The following is a 16129-nucleotide window of genomic DNA, read 5'->3' as shown; positions in this document are numbered from 1 at the left end:
GGCACTGACCGAAGTCAAGGCCCTCGGCCCCTTCGAGATCGGCACCAGGTCGTGCGCAACCGCCTGCGCCCATCCCGCACCATGGCTCGGCCGGCCATGACGCTCACCGTCCTCAACGTCGCCTATCCCCTCGCGCCTGTCGGACCGGATGCGGTCGGGGGTGCCGAACAGGTCCTGTCGATGCTCGATCGGGCACTGGTCGGCGCGGGTCATCGGTCTATCGTCGTCGGCTGCCGGGGCTCCAGCGCGAGCGGCACGCTTGTGGAAACGCCAGCGGAAGGCGGCGTGCTCGACGAGGTGGCGAAGAGCCGCGCGCAACAGGCTCATCGAACCGCGATCGCCGCTGCCCGCGCCAGGTGGCCGATCGATGTGGTTCATCTGCATGGCATCGATTTCGATGCCTATCTGCCCGACGATGGCCCGACCTTGGTGACCCTTCACCTGCCGCTGGACTGGTATCCGGCCGGGGCCTTGCAGCCGACGCGCGACGACCTGTGGCTTCATGCAGTCTCGGCCGCCCAGCAGAAAACCGCGCTACCCGGCGCCAAACTGGCCCCGCCAATTCCGAATGGAGTAGACATAGAGGCGCTCAGCCTGCCGCAGCCAAAGCGCGACTTCGCACTGGTCCTGAGCCGCATCTGCCCGGAAAAGGGCATCCACCTGGCGCTGGACGCGGCCAAGCAGGCAGGGGTGCCGCTGGTCGTCGGCGGTAAGGTCTATCCCTATGAAACGCACACGCGTTACTTTCGCGACGAGGTCCAACCTCGCCTCGACGGCCGCCGCCGCTTTCTTGGTCCGCTCGGTTTCACCGCCAAGCGACGCTTTCTCAACGCAGCGCGCTGTCTGGTCATCCCGAGCCTTGCCGCCGAGACCAGCTCCCTCGTCGCCATGGAGGCGCTGGCCTGCGGCACACCGGTGATCGCCTTTCCGAATGGTGCGCTTCCGGACGTGATTGAGCACGGCAAGACCGGTTTTCTCGTCAATACGGTCGACGAGATGGCACAAGCCATCGTTGCGGCGTCAAGCCTGGACGTCGAGACATGCCGCGCCGAGGCGCGACGGCGGTTCTCGCTGGAGCGAATGATCTCGTCTTACATGGATGCCTATCAAGCATTGGCACGACTTGGCACCGATGCCGGGCGCCTCGCCGTCACACCGTGAGCAAGTCTGTGTTGCGCGGCGAGATCATCGATGATCCGGCGCAATTCGATGCGCTTGCGGCGGATTGGTGGGGACTGTGGGAGCAGAGTTCCTCGGCGACGCCGTTTCAATCTCCTGCGTGGCTGGTGCCATGGTGGCGCACATTCGGGCCCGGCGACCTGGCGACGGTCGCGGTCTGGCGCGGAAGCGAACTGATAGGGCTGGCGCCGCTTTATCTGGAGCACGGGACCGCCGGCTCGAAACTTCTTCCGGTCGGCATTTCGCTCAGCGACTATCTGGATATCCTGTGTGTTCCCGGCGTCGAAAACCAGGTCGCGGCCATTGTTGCCGAAAAGATCCTCTCGGTCGGCTGGTCGCAGTGGATCCTGTCGGATTTGCCGGAAGGCGGCGCCGGTCTTGCGATTGCGCATCCCGATCTGAAGGCGGGGCGGCCAGCCGCTCATGGTGCTTGCCCCGTGCTCGCCATCGCCGGAGACGATACCCTTGCAGGCTGTGTACCCTCCCGGCGCCGGCGCCAGTTGCGGCGGGCGCGGCAGGCCGCATCCAGACGCGGCCGGATCGCGTTGTCGTCGGCACGAGGCGATCCTCAAACCTTCCTCGATCAGTTGATCCGCCTGCACGACACGCGCTGGGCCGGACACGGAGGTGGCGTGTTGGCCGACGCGGCTGCAGAGGAATTCCACAGGCGCTCACTTCCCTTGCTCGACGCTCGCGGCCTGGTCCGATGCTGGCTTTTGGCACTCGATGGCAGGACGGTCGGGGCCTATTACGGCTTCCACCATCGCGGTCGTGCCTATGCCTATCTCGGGGGCTTCGACCCCGCCTATGCCGAAGAGAGCCCAGGGGCGATCCTGATCGGCCACGCGATCGCGGAATCGATCCGCGAAGGTGCGCGCGAGTTCGATTTCCTGCGCGGCCAGGAAGCGTACAAATATGGCTGGGGCGCCATCGACAGGTGGACGATGCGCAGGGTCTGGACGCGGAGTTGATACCATGCCTGCAACCAAGCCAAAATCCGCTCCGCGCCGCACTACGATCAGATCGGCTGTTGAAGACTGCATGGCGGATGGTGTCTGCGCCGAAGCAGTCGTCGCCAGGCTGGCGCTTCACCTGCAGACTGGGATCAGGGCGGCGGAACTGGCAAAGATCGTGCTGGATATCGTTCCGATGAATGCGCGAGACGCGGAAAGGCTGCAAGAGGTAGCCGGGTTGCTTCGCCGCAAGCCAGATATCTTTGCCACATTGCGAGCGACGGGAGCGGCCGTTCGGCACACACGCGACGACGGGGAGACCGGTGCCGCCGTCGTCACGCGGCTGGCCTCGAGCTTCGATGCGGCGGCAGCGATTTCGGAGACAGCAAGTGTCCAGCTCGCATCCCTAGGGGATGAGGAAAGGCTCTCGGCCACGACCGACGAAGTCGTCGCCTGGCTCAAGCAGCAGGACTTCTCCGGAACCCGCCGGGATATTCTGGACATTGGTTGTGGCATCGGCCGTTTCGAGCATGCGCTTTCCAACTCCTTCAACCGCATGATCGGCATCGACATATCCTCGCGGATGATCTCCATCGCCTCCGAGCGGTGCGCCGCGCTGGGCAACGTCGAGTTGCGGCAAACCTCCGGTCTCGATTTGAGCGAATTCGACGACGGCAGTTTCGATTGCGTGCTGGCGGTTGACAGCTTTCCTTATCTGGTTCTGGCCGGCATGGCCGAGCGGCATTTCGATGAGATCGCACGCGTTCTGAAACGGCCTGGCTGGCTCGCCTTGCTGAACTATTCCTATCGCGGATCGCTTTCGTGGGACCGCGCCGATGTCGGCCGCCTGGCGGAAGCTCACCAAATGCGGGTCGTCATCAATGGCGAGAAGCCGTTTCGGTCATGGGATGGCGAGGCTTTCCTACTGGCTCGTGGCGGCGGAACATTACTGCGCGCCGCCAGTTCGGACGTCGAACCAGAGGCGCCGAAGATCGGCACCGACCCGAAGGAGGAAATCATGGCACCCGCGGCAAGAAAGATCGGCTGCGGGAACAGCACGGCGATGAGCGCGGGCTGGACTGCAATCTCGTCAAGTCCGATCAATATCAGGATCATGCCGCCGACCAGGCGCCGAAGAACGCCGTCACCCCATGTCCTTTGCCTGCAGCGTAAGGCCAAGGAAATAAAGCTGTGCAAGGATTGGCGGCAACACTGCCGGCGGCGGACATCGCCTTGTAATGTCCGGCGTTTGTCACCACACTAAAGTCAGGGACTGCTGGTTATCAAGAGAATATGGATGTCTCACTCGAGCGACGATACCGCGGACCCGCAATTCGGTCTGGCCATGGATCAGGAGATCACTTCTCTCCTGGACGCCATAGAGCAGGAAAAAATTCCAGACCGGCTAACCAGGCTGGCCATGGAGTTGCAAAACGCGCTGGTTGAGAAACGTCGACGTGACGTGCAGAACTGATTATCTGCGGCTGTCACCCTCCATATCGAGTTGACCATCCGATAGATGATTTCGTCTTTCGATTAGTGTCTGCAACGAACTCTCCCCAAGCAACTCGAGAATATTGGCGCGGGCACGGTTCAGCCGACTTTTTACCGTCCCCACCGCGCAGCCGCATATCTCGGCCGTTTCTTCATAACTCACCCCCAGAACGCCAATCAGCATCAGAACCTCGCGTTGGTGTTCCGGCAACTTTTGTATGGCGGCGTGGACTTCCTTGCTTTGAACGCTCCATTCCTGGGTGGCTTCCGAAATCGGTCGGGACGACGCGCAGTCGAGCAGGCCTGGCGCTTCCCGGGCAGCGATCTTGACCCGGGTGTAGTACGTGTTGCGCATGATGGTGAAGAGCCACGACTTCATGCGTGTGCCGGGTTCGAACTTGTCGATGTTGGCGAGACCCTTGGTCAGTGTCTCCTGTACCAGATCGTCGGCATCGTCGGGGACGCGGCAGAAGGTGCGCGCGAAAGCCCGCATGGCGGGTATGAGCTCAACGATGGAAACTTCATTGGTTTCTTGGTCGGCCAAAATGTAGCCTCCGGATGACAATGGTCCAGCTCCCAGAAGAAGAGTGTATGAACGCAGCCCCTGCTAAATGCATGGAAGTTTGGTTCGTTCCTCGCGCTGAAGACAACTCTTCAGAAATTCCGCGCAGCGGGGGCATCTTACCCAATCGGCCCATGCCGTCGCCGCGATAGGGATGGCGCCTTGGGCGATGCACGCGCGCACAGCGGTTCTTTCACGGGAACAAAGCCGCGCACCGGCAGTTTGACCTCCTGAGTACTTCCACCCCCCTCCGGCATCAAAACGAGGTATGTCATGGCCAAATCCGCCCGTCGCTCCGCTCGCCAATCGGCAAGTGGACAGGAACCGGATAGCGCGCGCGGAAACGGCGGGGAATTGCACCAGATCGCCGGGGGTGAGACGCCCACTCTGACCACGGCGCTCGGAACACCCGTCTCCGACGATCAAAACACATTGCGGATCGGCGAACGCGGACCAGCGCTGATCGAGGACTCTCATTTTCGGGAGAAGATTTTCCACTTCGACCACGAACGCATTCCCGAAAGGGTCGTACATGCCCGGGGCTATGGCGCGCATGGTTACTTCGAGACCTACGAGTCTCTGGCCAAATACACACGTGCCGATATTTTCCAGAGGGCCGGCGAAAAGACACCGGCTTTCGTGCGCTTCTCGACGGTTGCCGGCAACAAGGGCTCGTTCGATCTCGCCCGCGACGTCCGCGGCTTCGCGGTCAAGCTCTACACCAGGGAAGGCAATTGGGATCTGGTCGGCAACAATATCCCGGTCTTCTTCATCCAGGACGCGATCAAGTTTCCCGACCTGATCCATGCCGCCAAACAGGAGCCGGACCGGGCCTTTCCTCAAGCCCAGACCGCTCACGATAATTTCTGGGACTTCATCAGCCTGATGCCGGAATCGATGCACATGGTGATGTGGATCATGTCGGATCGCGCGATCCCGCGCTCCTTCCGCTTCATGCAGGGCTTTGGCGTCCACACGTTCCGCCTGGTCAACGCGAAAGACGAATCCACCTTCGTCAAATTCATTTGGAAGCCAAAGCTCGGCATGCAATCGGTGGTCTGGAATGAGGCGGTCAAGATCAATGGCGCCGATCCAGACTTTCACCGTCGCGATCTATGGGACGCCATCCAGTCCGGCAATTTCCCGGAGTGGGAGTTGACGGTGCAATTGTTCGATCAGGCGTTTGCCGACAGCTTCGACTTCGACATTCTGGACGCAACCAAGATCATTCCTGAAGAGGTGCTCGAACCGATCCCGGTCGGGCGGCTGGTGCTTGACCGGATGCCGGATAATTTCTTCGCGGAGACCGAGCAGGTTGCCTTCATGACGCAGAATGTGCCGCCCGGAATTGACTTCTCCAACGATCCGCTTCTGCAGGGCCGCAACTTCTCCTATCTCGATACCCAGTTGAAACGGCTGGGCAGCCCGAACTTTACCCATCTTCCGATCAATGCGCCGAAGTGCCCGTTCGCCCATTTCCAACAGGACGGACACATGGCTATGCGCAATCCGGTCGGTCGCGCCAACTATGAACCGAATTCATGGGGGCTGGGACCGCGCGAGGATCCGCAACGCGGCTTCCGTTCCTTCGCCGATGCCGAGGACGGGCAGAAGGTGCGTCTGCGCGCGGAAAGCTTCGCCGATCACTACAGCCAGGCCCGGCAATTCTTCAACAGCCAGACACCGCCGGAGCAGCGCCACATCGCCATGGCGCTGACCTTCGAATTGAGCAAGGTCCAGGCACCGGCGATCCGCGAACGCATGGTTTCGCATCTGCTGAACATCGACGAAACCCTGGCGACCACCGTCGCCGACAAGCTTGGCATTCGGAATATGCCCGACCCCGCGGAGGCAGCCGTTCCGACGCGCGACGACCTGCCGCCTTCGCCGGCGCTCAGCATCATCGAGAACGGGCCTGACAGTTTCAAGGGCCGCAAAGTCGGCGTCTTGCTTAGCAATGGAACCGACACAGGGCTGTTCGAAGAGCTCCGTTCCGCCATCGAAACGGAAGGGGCCGTGATGGAGGTGATCGCGCCCAAGGTGGGCGGCGTCGACGCGGCTGACGGCACTCACATCGAGGCCAGACACATGATCGACGGCGGCCCGTCTGTGTTGTTTGACGCCGTGGTGCTGCTCCTCTCCGAGGAGGGTGCCGAGATGCTGCTCGACGAGGCGGCCGCGAGGGACTTCGTGTCGGATGCGTTCGCGCATTGCAAATTCATCGGCTTCACAGCGGCGGCCCAACCTCTCCTGGCCAAGGCGGGCGTAGCTCCCGATGCCGATGAGGGGCTGATCGGGCTTGATACCGCAGGTTCCGTGAAGACGTTTATAGAGGCGTGCCGCAAACTGCGGCTGTGGGCACGGGAGACCGCCGTCAAGCTTTGATGCGGAGAGCCATGCGCTGTCACACCGGCGCATGGCTGCAAGGCCGGTATGCAGCCATGCCTAGGCCCTATGGTTGGTGGGCCTCTCTGGCGGCCTGTTCTCGCTGCTGTTTCAGGACCTCGTCGGTCCCGACCAGCTTCTTTGCTCCGCCTGGAATTGCCGTGGACACCACCGCCGGAGGGTCGCTTGCCGGAAAAGAATCCTCCAACCCGGCCTGCAGTTGATCCTCGAGCGTCCGCGGTTCTTCGGAGCGGCCGGGCGTCCTGCGTGTATCCATCTTCTCCAGCGGCTGTTTCTTCTTTGGTGACTCATTGGCTTCGCGGATCAAGGCATAAAGCTGCTCGATCGCGAATTCCTTGATCGTTTCGAAATCCGGCCGATCGTCCTTCGTCGCCTCTATCTGATCGACCATGGCCTTCTCGAACCGCCCAAGGCTTTCATCGCCGCAGGCATGGGAAAGGCGCAGCAATGCCTCGTGCAGCATCATCGGGGTGAAGTAAGCCGACGCTTCAAGCCTGAGTTGCCGCAGACGATCCGGAGTGGCAGCCTGGAATTTTGACATGGACGGTGTCCTTTCTCTCACGAGCGTGTCAACGACAGTTGATCGCCGATGTTCCACCACGCCTGAACATACCTGATGTCCAGCGACCTACCGGAACCAGCTTGCCGGCCTCCGGAACCGTCCATGATCTTGCGTGACTGGTCTTGGTGAACCGGTTCTCCCGCAAGGCGCCCGGCGGGCGTTTTCCAGCATGTCACGATTTCTTGTGACGAAGGAATGCAGGTCCGGCACGCGCCTGCCAACCCGATCGAGCGGACGGCGTTGCCTGACGCCATCGCGGCTCATCGGCGCCCCTGCAGCAAGAACACCGCCCGATCAGTCGCCCCCAGGGAGAAGAACGACTTCGGGCGGCGCTCCGAGCCAGTGGCTCATTTGTTGCAGTTCTGCATGTTCGACGTCGTGTTGCCGGTGGCGGTGTTGTTGTCGATGTCGTTGCCCGCGGCATCCTTGCAACGGTCGGTCATGCCGTTCGACTTGGTTGTCGAATTTGTCGTGCTCGGGTCGGCGGGCGTGGTCGTCGCACCGGAGCCTGTGCCGACGCCAGTGCCGGTCGTGGTGCCGCCACTGGTGGCGCCGGACGTCGAGCCTGAACCGGTGCCGTTCGACTGTGCCATGGCCGACGTGGCCAGAGCGACCGTAAGCACGGTTGCGGAGAGAAGTTTGGTGATCATCGGAGCATCTCCTTTGGTTGTGTACTGCTTCCACCAAACCTGTCTTTCCCGGATATGTTCCGAGTGAAACGCTCTTCAGCCAAATTCTCATGGATGGGTTCTTGTGCCGATGCGAACGCTTTCGGCACGCCTGGGTTTGCTTGCAGGGGGCGGCGGTGGGCCTGTCAGTTGACAGGAACGGCAGAGTCCGTTCGGACGGGATCACCAGCCCCAAACGATCTTCCCATGCACATGGCGACGATGGATTAGTTGAGCTGGCCGAGGATACCAGAGCTGTTGGCCAGGACAAAACTCCAGTAGATCTGGAGCGCTATCGTGCAGATTGCGGCGGCCGAGATCGGCACGCCGAAAGGCACCACACCCCTCTCATCGAGATGCTGGACGTAGACGCGGAAGGCACTTTGAGGCAGCAGGAGCGGGTTCTTCACGACCAGGGCCGTGGCGAGCGCGAAAACCAGCAGCAGCAGCGAAAATACCGTCAGGCCACTACCGCCGATCAAAAGCGGCACGACCGCCAGCAGCTTGACGTCGCCGGCACCGATCTTGCGCAGCAACCAGAATGGGAAGAGCGCCAGAAACAGCAACAGGCCGGCCATCGCGCTCAAGCCCATATCCCACCAGGACCTGGATTGAAGCGACAAAAGCAGGAGCGATCCAAGTCCCAGGCAGAGCAGCAGCAGCACGTCGCGGTTGGATATTCTCTGGGTGGTGAAGTCGAGCCAGGCAATCCGTGCGAGCAGGGCCGCAGCCAGGATCTTGAGCACTATCGCTTCGGTCAGCAGCATGTTAGCGCTCGATGTTCTGCACGCTCGACGACAGCAGCTTTAGATTGTTGGCGACTGTCGGATCGTTGGGCGCCAGTTCATAGGCCCTGAGGAAATTGCTGCGTGCATCCTGCAGCTTGCCGCGCAGCAGATCGGAATAGCCGACATTGTTGTAATATTCGGGCGACGGCCCCATCAGCTTGAACGCGCGCCCATAGGCGCGGTCGGCAAGGTCGAAGCGGTGGATGCGGTCGCATGAAGCGGCCAAACCCATCCAGGCGCCGCCGTCATTGGGCGCCAACTGCGTCGCCTTGAAGAACAAGGCGCCGGAATTGCCGTAGTTTTCGGCGCGGAACTGGTTCTTGGCCTCCGCGACCGCCTGGTCCGAGACGTAATATTCGACGTCGCTGACGGTCTTCAATCCGTCGAAGGCGTCGCCAAACGACGTCACGTCGCCTTTCGAGGGTTCGTTGGTGCGCACGACCCCACCAGTGGTGTCCGCACCGTTTGTCTGGCATCCGGCAAGCGCCGCCAACAACAGACTGGCAGCGACGACGGTTGCGAGGCGCGTTGGCCCTGTCATTTTTATCCCCCAAGAGTCCTGCGACTCTATTTTAGAATCAAAGCATATACCCATTTAGAAGAAAATGCCCTTCATCCGAATTATCACCGGCAACATGATGACCATCATGACGACCGGGAAGATGCACAACCCCAACGGGATCATCATTTTGACGGGAAGAGAATTGGCCCGCTCCTCGGCACTCAGGATTCGTTGCCCACGCATCTCCGCGCTATAAACACGCAAAGCGTCGGTGAGGCTGGTGCCAAGTTCCTCAGACTGCCGGAACAGCACGGCCAGCGCCCTCGCCTCATCAAGGCCAATGCGGTCCGAGAGTTCGCGCAACGCCTCTCGCAGCGGCTTGCCAGCGCGCAGTTGCAAATTCATGATCGACAGCTGTATTCCCAGCCATTTGTGGGTGGCGGCCATTTCATGGCTGACGCGTTCGACTGCCCCCTCCAGGCTCATGCCGGCATCGGCGCAAGTGATCATCATGTCCATGAAGTCGGGGAAAGCTCTACGATATATCTGTTTCTGGCTGTTTTCGAAACGGTCGAGCAGAATGGAGGGAACCACCATGCAGGCGAGGCCGAACAGGGCAGAACCAGCAAGGGTGATGAAACCTGGCAGCTGCGGCGGCAGAACCCGCGACAGGATTGCATACATTGCCAGAAAACCAACGCATACCGCGACAAGGCGGGACAGCGTATAAATCAGCGGTGCGCTCGATTTATAGAAGCCGGCGCGAAACAGCTTCGCTTCCAAGGCGTTTGGCTCTTCCCGCTCCTTCTCGACCGACTTGAAGTATGCCTCGACCGGCCGTTGCGCGGCAAGCTTGGCAAGCTGGTCTTGTCCGAGCATCGATCGGCGGTCTGTAATCCCTTCGCCCATCAGGCTCTGCGCGACGAGCTTTCGTGTCTGCAAAGCCGGCAGGAAGACAAGCGCACCGAACAGGAAGAAGGACACCGCCGCCACAAAGACGGCAATCGACACCAACAAGCCCAGGTCCTGAATGTTCGAAAACAATTTTGTTCGTCGCCCCAGTCAAAAATCGAAAGTAACCATCCGGTACATGATGAAATCGCCAAGCAGCGCCCACAACCCAAAAATCAGGAATATCGGGAAGATGAGCGGATTGCCCCAGACGGCGCCGTAATAGGCTGGGGCAAGGATTTGAAGTGCGAAGAACATCACAATAGGGAACAAGGAGATGATCCACGCGGAGACACGACCTTCGGCCGAAAGTGCCCTGATTTTCATCCGCAATTTCTGCCGTTCACGCATAACCGAGGAAAGATTAGCCAGAATTTCGGTCAAATTGCCGCCCGTCTTAGCCTGGATCGACAGCGATACCGACAGCAGCTGAAGGCCATCGAAGCCGACACGCTGCGAAAGCTTTCGCACGGCCTGCTCGATGCTGAGGCCAAAGGTGATCTCGTCGGAGACGATACCGAACTCGGTACCGAGCGGATCCGGCATCTCGCGCCCCACAAGACCGATCGCGACCGAAGCGGGATGTCCGGCGCGCAGCGAGCGAACAATCATGTCCAGCGCATCCGGCAGCTGTTTGGCGAACTTCCGGATTCGCTTGTTGCGGGCACGCCGGAGAACGAGCAGCGGCAGGACAAGCCCCAAGACCAGAAAGACAATGAGCGACGGCAAGGCAGAAAAATTGAAGATTACCAGCAGCAACGCCATCGCCAGCCCTGCAAGCAGAAATGTTGCGGCGAAGGTCAACGGATTTCCGGTGATACCGGACTGGGTATAGAGCCTGTTCAACCAGACCATACCGAAAAGAAAATCGCCCGAGTCCGTGAGCCCGCGCTCTCGCAGCAATCCCTGTAACGTCTGTTCGGCCGGGACGTCGCCAGCGAGCCGCTTCAATCGGCGATTAACTGCTAGAGACCGGGAGCGGCGGCCGGCAAATGAAAGATACAGGGCTTCGCCGGCGAGAATGACCGAAGCCGCCGCTAGCATGTAGATGAAGTACAGTAGAGCTTGACCGGTCGGCATCAGAGGGCGACCTGCGGGCTGAAGGCGTCCTTGGCAAAATGATGGCCAAGCGTCGCAGCCTCCGGAGCGAAACGCGGACGGACACCCGTTGCGCGGAAGTCTCCGACGACCTTGCCCTCGGCTGTGACCTCACGGCGGACGAAATGATAGATTTCCTGAAGCTGGACGACATTACCCTCCATGCCAGTCAGCTCCGATATGGAGGTGACACGCCGGCCGCCGTCCGAAAGACGCTGTGTCTGGACGATGATGTCGATGGCCGAGGCGATCTGTGCCCGGATTGAATCATGCGTCATCGGCATGCCGGCCATGCCGACCATCTGTTCGAGCCGCGAGATCGCGTCGCGCGGCGTGTTGGCATGGATTGTGGTCATCGAGCCCTCATGGCCGGTGTTCATCGCCTGCAGCATGTCGAAGGCTTCCTCGCCGCGCACCTCGCCGACGATGATGCGGTCCGGCCGCATGCGCAACGCGTTCTTCAGCAATTCGCGCTGGCGAACCTCGCCCCTCCCCTCGACATTGGGTGGCCGCGTCTCCAGCCGGCCGACATGCGGCTGCTGCAATTGCAGTTCGGCCGCATCCTCGATGGTGATCAGTCGTTCTTTCGAGGGTATGTAGCTCGACAAGGCATTGAGCAACGTCGTCTTGCCGCTGCCGGTGCCGCCCGAAACCAGGATCGATTTCCGTGCCTGGACGGCGATCCGCAGCAGCTCGATCATCGGCGGCCGGATCGAATTGAATGCCATCAAACGCTCGAGGGAATAGGGGTTCTTGGAGAACTTGCGGATCGATACCAGCGGGCCATCGACCGAGATAGGCCGCACCGCGATGTTGACACGTGAGCCGTCATCCAGGCGGGCATCAACCATCGGCGACGATTCATCGACCCGACGCCCAATATTCGAGACTATCTTGTTGATGACGCGCAGCAGATGCGCCTCATCACGAAACCGGATGGCCGTCTCTTCGACCAAGCCGTGCCGCTCGATGAAAACCCGCTTGTGGGTATTGATCATGATGTCTGTGATCGAATCGTCCTTGAGCAGCGGTTCGATCGGCCCAAGCCCCAGCATCTCATCTGCCGTGTCGCTGGTCAGCTGATCGAGTTCGCGTGCATTCAACGGCACATTTCGATTTCGAACGAACTCGCGCACGATGGGGCGGATCTCATTCAGGATCTCGTCCTTGGAAGCATTTTCCAGAGCCGTCAGATTGAATCGATCGATAAGATGCCGATGAAGATCAACCTTGAGCGTCAGAAAATCGTTGGCATGCGATTCGATTTCGACTGTCGGAGAAAGGGCCGAAGCGGCAGGCGGCACAGTCAGCGGCTCAGCCTTTGTTGCGACCTGCTGCTCGCTTGGTCCCTTGATAAACCGCCCCAGCATAATCCCTTATACCCCTCCAGCGCATATTAGCGGAAACTAAACGTTAACCACGCGACGCACAAGCGCCGGGGCGCCTCACGTACCGCCAATACTTTCAACATAGTTAAGAAGCGCACTCGAAAAATATCGTTTTTATTATGGGTCCCGCGCTGCCAACCATGACTGAGTGAATAAGCGTCCAGAGCGCCCTTTGGTGCTTGGGTGCTCTAACGTCGCAATCCACTCCATATCTGGCTATAACCCCTTAGATATAAAGGAGTATGCCGTATTGCTAAATTAGCTGTAGTTCCATTAGGGCGCATGCATAATTGTGAACGAATGGTTAAGGGCGCTTGAAAAATTAGACGAATCAAGCTCTTGCTGAAAATTGGAGGCACTCTCAGTTCGAAATTCCATGTATTGCGAAGTTAAGGAACCGTTAATCCCGTTTGACTCTGCAATTTCTCGGGACCTAGGATCGAGATGACGGGGGATGCTTGGGTATGGAGTTCATCCTTGGCTCTGTCTCGTCGGGTTCAAACCTCCAAAGGGAGAAATTGACATGAAGAAGCTCATGACGATGACCCGGCAGTTCCGCGACGATGAAAACGGCGCTGCCATGGTCGAATATTCCATCCTTATCGGCATTATCGCCGTTGCATCGATTCTGACTGTCATCGCCATCGGCCACTGGGTGAACGCCCGGTTCACCAACCTCTGCACCGCCCTCGGCGCGGGGGTTGGCAGCTGCGTCGCAGCTACGGGCGTCGGCACCTGATCGGCTGACTACATTCGGGCCCGGCTCGTTTCGAGCCGGGTCCGAATCCGATCGCAGCGGGCGAATCCCGCATTGAGGCTTGAGGCTTGGGGCATGCGCGCCAACACACTTATCATGATCGTCCTCGCCGGCGTTTTCGGTGTCCTGGCGGTGGTTCTGGCCAACATCTGGCTGGCCGGACAACGCAGCGCCATGGCGGAGGCGAACGGAGTCCAGCGTGACACGGTCGTCGTGGCGGCGGTGCCGTTGAAATTTGGCGACGCGCTTTCGGTCGACAAGCTGCGCGAAATCGCATGGCCGGCAGGCGCGATTCCGACAGGCGCGTTCAAGACGGCGAAGGAAGCGCTGGCTGGCGAAGGTGCAAGACAAGCCCTCCAAACAATCGGCGTCAACGAACCGATACTCGCCAGCAAGATCACCGGTCCAGGCCAGCGCGCCACGCTCTCAGCGGTGCTCGGCGAAGGGATGAAAGCTGTCTCTATCCGGGTCAACGACGTGCTTGGCGTCGCCGGCTTTGTCTTCCCGGGTGATCGTGTCGATGTGTTGCTGACGCGCACGGTGCGCGATGGTGACGGCGCGGACAAGAGTTTCGTCGACGTGCTGTTGCAGAGTATGAAGGTGCTCGCGGTCGACCAAGTCGCTGACGAAAGCAAAGACAGCCCGACCGTGGTGAAGGCGGTAACGCTGGAGGCCAGCACCAAGGATGCCCAGAAGCTGACGCTTGCTGCGGGGGCCGGCCAGTTGTCGCTGGCACTTCGCCAGGCGGCGGCCAGCAAGGGCGAGGTCACCGAGCGGGTGACGCTTTCCGACCTGACCGGCGAAATGCCCGAAGACGTCGCCAAGCGGCAGGCCGAACTCGACAAGAAAGCGGCCGCGGACGCATTGGCGGAAGCCGAGCGCAAGCGCGCCGACGACAAGATTGCCGGGCTCGCCCAGGCCGTGGAGCGCGTCGGAAGCCGGCTTGACGAGTTGGGCAAGGCCAAGCCGATTCCCGTGGCGGTCCCGGCCCCGCCGGCCAAGGACGTCGTCAAGGAAGTGATCAAATATGTGCAGCCGGAGCCGCCTGCACGCGCCACGGTCGGGGTTTTCCGGGGCGTGAAGCTCGAGACCTATGACGTGCCGCGACAGCCATAGAAAAAGTGCGCGATTGAATAGGGCTGCCACCGGCAGCCATTGGGGAGACGGGGATGAAGGGGTTTTGGTTAGGGATGGCGGCTGCCGCGCTAGCGGCGTTGCTGTCGAGCGTTGTTGCCGATGCGGCCGACCGTTTCATCGATGTGTCGAACCCCAGCGTCCATCGTGTTTTCCTGCCGATGTCGCAATCGGTGACAATCCAGGTGAATGCCAATCTCGGCGACATCGTCGTCGGCGACGAGAAGATCGCCGATGCGCAGCCGATGACCGACCGCACACTCTATGTCATCGGCAAGGGCGCCGGCACCACCACGGTCAATCTCTTTTCCACGGACAAACGTTCGCTCGGCGTCATCCAGATCGAGGTCGGCGTGGATGTCAGCGACATGGCGGCGGCGATCCGTCAGGTTTCGCCGAGGTCGCGGATAGAAATCGGCTCGGTCAACGGCAGGGTGCGGCTTGGCGGTCATGTCAAGGACGGCGCGACGCTGGCGGCCATCATGGAAGTTGCCCAGCAATACGGGCCCGACGCCATCATCAATGCCGTCACGGTCGATGACAGCCAGCAGGTCAATCTTGAAGTGCGCGTGCTGGAAGCCAAGCGCAACGCCGGACGCGATCTCGGCGTATCGATCAGGACCAAGAACAGCAGGGGAACGACCCGCACCGGCACTGGCATTGCGGCCGTCGATCAAGATGGCGTGGTGGCAAATCCGGCAGCAGATCTAGTCACCGGCCTGCTGTCGAACACCAATCCGTTTGCAGCACTGATCACCCGCGTTATCGACAGCAACATCAAGGTCGACCTGATCATCGAGGCGCTGGAGGCCAAAGGCGTGGTGCGCACGTTGGCGGAGCCCAATCTCACCACGCTTTCCGGCGAACCCGCCAGCTTCAACGCGGGCGGGCAGGTGCCTATCCGCAGCGTCGACAAGAACGGCGAGGTCCAGATCGAGTACAAGCAATTCGGCGTCAATCTCCTGTTCACGCCGGTGGTGCTCGCCGACGACAAGATTCACATCCAGCTGGCGCCGGAGGTCAGCGACCTGACCGGCTTCACCACCGCCGGCGACCCGATCTTCACCAACCGCAAGCTGGAAACCGTCGTCGAACTGCGCGACGGCCAGAGTTTCGCGGTCGGCGGGCTTCTGTCCAGCAAGACCACCAAGCTTCAGGACCAGGTGCCGTGGCTCGGCCAGGTGCCTGTGATCGGCACGCTGTTCCGCAATTCGAGCAGCCAGAAAGAAGAGACCGAACTCGTCGTCGTCGTCACGCCGCATATCGTGCGGCCGGTGAAGCCCGGCGAGCAGCTGGCGACACCTTTCGACAAGACGCGGCCCGCCAACGACCCGGAATTCTTCGTGCTCGGCCAGCTCGAAGTGAACAAAGACATGATCCGCAAATATGAAACGGGCGACGGCGTCACCGGCCCCTACGGCCACATGCTGGACTTCAAATCGAAGGACAAGATGCTCTATGTCAAGAAATAGCGCCTTGATCCTCATCCTGTGCACCGGGTCGCTTTCGGGCTGTGCCGCGGACTATCTGAACCACTATGACTCGGTGACATTGGCCGCCGGCGACACGCAGAAATTCAACTCTATGCTGCAGACGGTCGACCCGCTCAATCCGGCCTCGAGGAATACGCATATCGAAGGCGATGGCACGCGCGCCGCCGCTGTTGCGCATAACTACAAATATCCGC

17 protein-coding genes are annotated in these 16129 nt (G+C 60.5%); 9 read left to right on the top strand and 8 right to left on the bottom strand.

The features are described from left to right. Positions 1-285 precede the first annotated feature (285 nt). The 4 genes from FJ943_RS20325 to FJ943_RS20310 all read left to right on the top strand — a co-directional run bounded on the left by FJ943_RS20325 (position 286) and on the right by FJ943_RS20310 (position 3606). Complete coding sequence (locus FJ943_RS20325) at positions 286-1161, top strand: glycosyltransferase (RefSeq protein ID WP_246671911.1); 876 nt, start codon at positions 286-288, stop codon at positions 1159-1161. After that, positions 1158-2150 carry a GNAT family N-acetyltransferase gene (locus FJ943_RS20320; protein ID WP_140724252.1) on the top strand — a complete coding sequence of 331 codons (993 nt, stop codon included), beginning with the start codon at positions 1158-1160 and terminating at the stop codon, positions 2148-2150. Before FJ943_RS20325 ends, FJ943_RS20320 begins: the two co-directional genes overlap by 4 nt. A gap of 70 nt (positions 2151-2220) precedes the next feature. Beyond that, positions 2221-3396 (top strand): class I SAM-dependent methyltransferase, encoded by a 1176-nt coding sequence (locus tag FJ943_RS20315; RefSeq protein ID WP_246671910.1) that lies wholly within the window; start codon positions 2221-2223, stop codon positions 3394-3396. 33 nt (positions 3397-3429) lie between these two features. After that, positions 3430-3606, top strand: a complete 177-nt coding sequence (locus FJ943_RS20310; protein WP_015319163.1) for a hypothetical protein — start codon at positions 3430-3432, stop codon at positions 3604-3606. On the opposite strand, the gene FJ943_RS20305 is transcribed toward FJ943_RS20310, so the two are convergent. Then, the gene (locus tag FJ943_RS20305) at positions 3607-4170 is read right to left on the bottom strand and encodes a sigma-70 family RNA polymerase sigma factor (RefSeq protein ID WP_015319164.1); all 564 of its coding nucleotides are present in this window, start codon (positions 4168-4170) and stop codon (positions 3607-3609) included. It abuts the gene before it with no gap. A gap of 291 nt (positions 4171-4461) precedes the next feature. Between FJ943_RS20305 and FJ943_RS20300 the strand changes: the two genes are divergently transcribed. After that, positions 4462-6573, top strand: a complete 2112-nt coding sequence (locus FJ943_RS20300; protein WP_140724249.1) for a catalase — start codon at positions 4462-4464, stop codon at positions 6571-6573. Between the two features lie 67 nt (positions 6574-6640). Here FJ943_RS20300 and FJ943_RS20295 read toward each other — a convergent pair whose 3' ends face one another. The 7 genes from FJ943_RS20295 to FJ943_RS20265 form a co-directional block, all read right to left on the bottom strand. Continuing rightward, positions 6641-7135, bottom strand: coding sequence for a hypothetical protein (locus tag FJ943_RS20295; RefSeq protein ID WP_140724246.1), 495 nt, complete (start codon positions 7133-7135; stop codon positions 6641-6643). 368 nt (positions 7136-7503) lie between these two features. Continuing rightward, positions 7504-7806: a hypothetical protein gene (locus tag FJ943_RS20290; RefSeq protein ID WP_140724243.1), complete on the bottom strand. Its 303-nt coding sequence runs from the start codon at positions 7804-7806 to the stop codon at positions 7504-7506. A 245-nt stretch (positions 7807-8051) separates the two neighbouring features. Continuing rightward, positions 8052-8591, bottom strand: coding sequence for a prepilin peptidase (locus FJ943_RS20285; RefSeq protein ID WP_140724240.1), 540 nt, complete (start codon positions 8589-8591; stop codon positions 8052-8054). A gap of 1 nt (position 8592) precedes the next feature. Next, positions 8593-9153 carry a tetratricopeptide repeat protein gene (locus FJ943_RS20280; protein ID WP_140724237.1) on the bottom strand — a complete coding sequence of 187 codons (561 nt, stop codon included), beginning with the start codon at positions 9151-9153 and terminating at the stop codon, positions 8593-8595. Between the two features lie 54 nt (positions 9154-9207). Further along, positions 9208-10158 (bottom strand): type II secretion system F family protein, encoded by a 951-nt coding sequence (locus FJ943_RS20275; protein WP_140724234.1) that lies wholly within the window; start codon positions 10156-10158, stop codon positions 9208-9210. An 18-nt stretch (positions 10159-10176) separates the two neighbouring features. Continuing rightward, entirely contained in the window at positions 10177-11145 is a 969-nt protein-coding gene (locus FJ943_RS20270; protein WP_140724231.1) for a type II secretion system F family protein, read from the bottom strand. Further along, on the bottom strand, positions 11145-12533 hold the full coding sequence (locus tag FJ943_RS20265) for a CpaF family protein (protein WP_140724228.1): 1389 nt from the start codon (positions 12531-12533) through the stop codon (positions 11145-11147). Before FJ943_RS20265 ends, FJ943_RS20270 begins: the two co-directional genes overlap by 1 nt. 541 nt (positions 12534-13074) lie before the next feature. Between FJ943_RS20265 and FJ943_RS20260 the strand changes: the two genes are divergently transcribed. The 4 genes from FJ943_RS20260 to FJ943_RS20245 all read left to right on the top strand — a co-directional run. Then, positions 13075-13290, top strand: coding sequence for a Flp family type IVb pilin (locus tag FJ943_RS20260; protein WP_140724225.1), 216 nt, complete (start codon positions 13075-13077; stop codon positions 13288-13290). 93 nt (positions 13291-13383) lie between these two features. Then, the gene (gene cpaB, locus FJ943_RS20255; RefSeq protein ID WP_140724222.1) at positions 13384-14424 is read left to right on the top strand and encodes a Flp pilus assembly protein CpaB; all 1041 of its coding nucleotides are present in this window, start codon (positions 13384-13386) and stop codon (positions 14422-14424) included. 53 nt (positions 14425-14477) lie between these two features. Next, positions 14478-15914, top strand: coding sequence for a type II and III secretion system protein family protein (locus FJ943_RS20250; RefSeq protein ID WP_140724219.1), 1437 nt, complete (start codon positions 14478-14480; stop codon positions 15912-15914). After that, positions 15901-16129, top strand: a 229-nt coding sequence (locus FJ943_RS20245; protein ID WP_140724216.1) for a hypothetical protein, incomplete at its 3' end; no start/stop codon positions are given. The genes FJ943_RS20250 and FJ943_RS20245, both read left to right, overlap by 14 nt.

The organism is Mesorhizobium sp. B2-3-10, assembly GCF_006442275.1.
GTDB lineage: Bacteria > Pseudomonadota > Alphaproteobacteria > Rhizobiales > Rhizobiaceae > Mesorhizobium > Mesorhizobium australicum.
The sequence above is the reverse complement of the archived record's forward strand: the minus strand, read 5'-3'. Positions and strand labels throughout refer to the sequence as shown.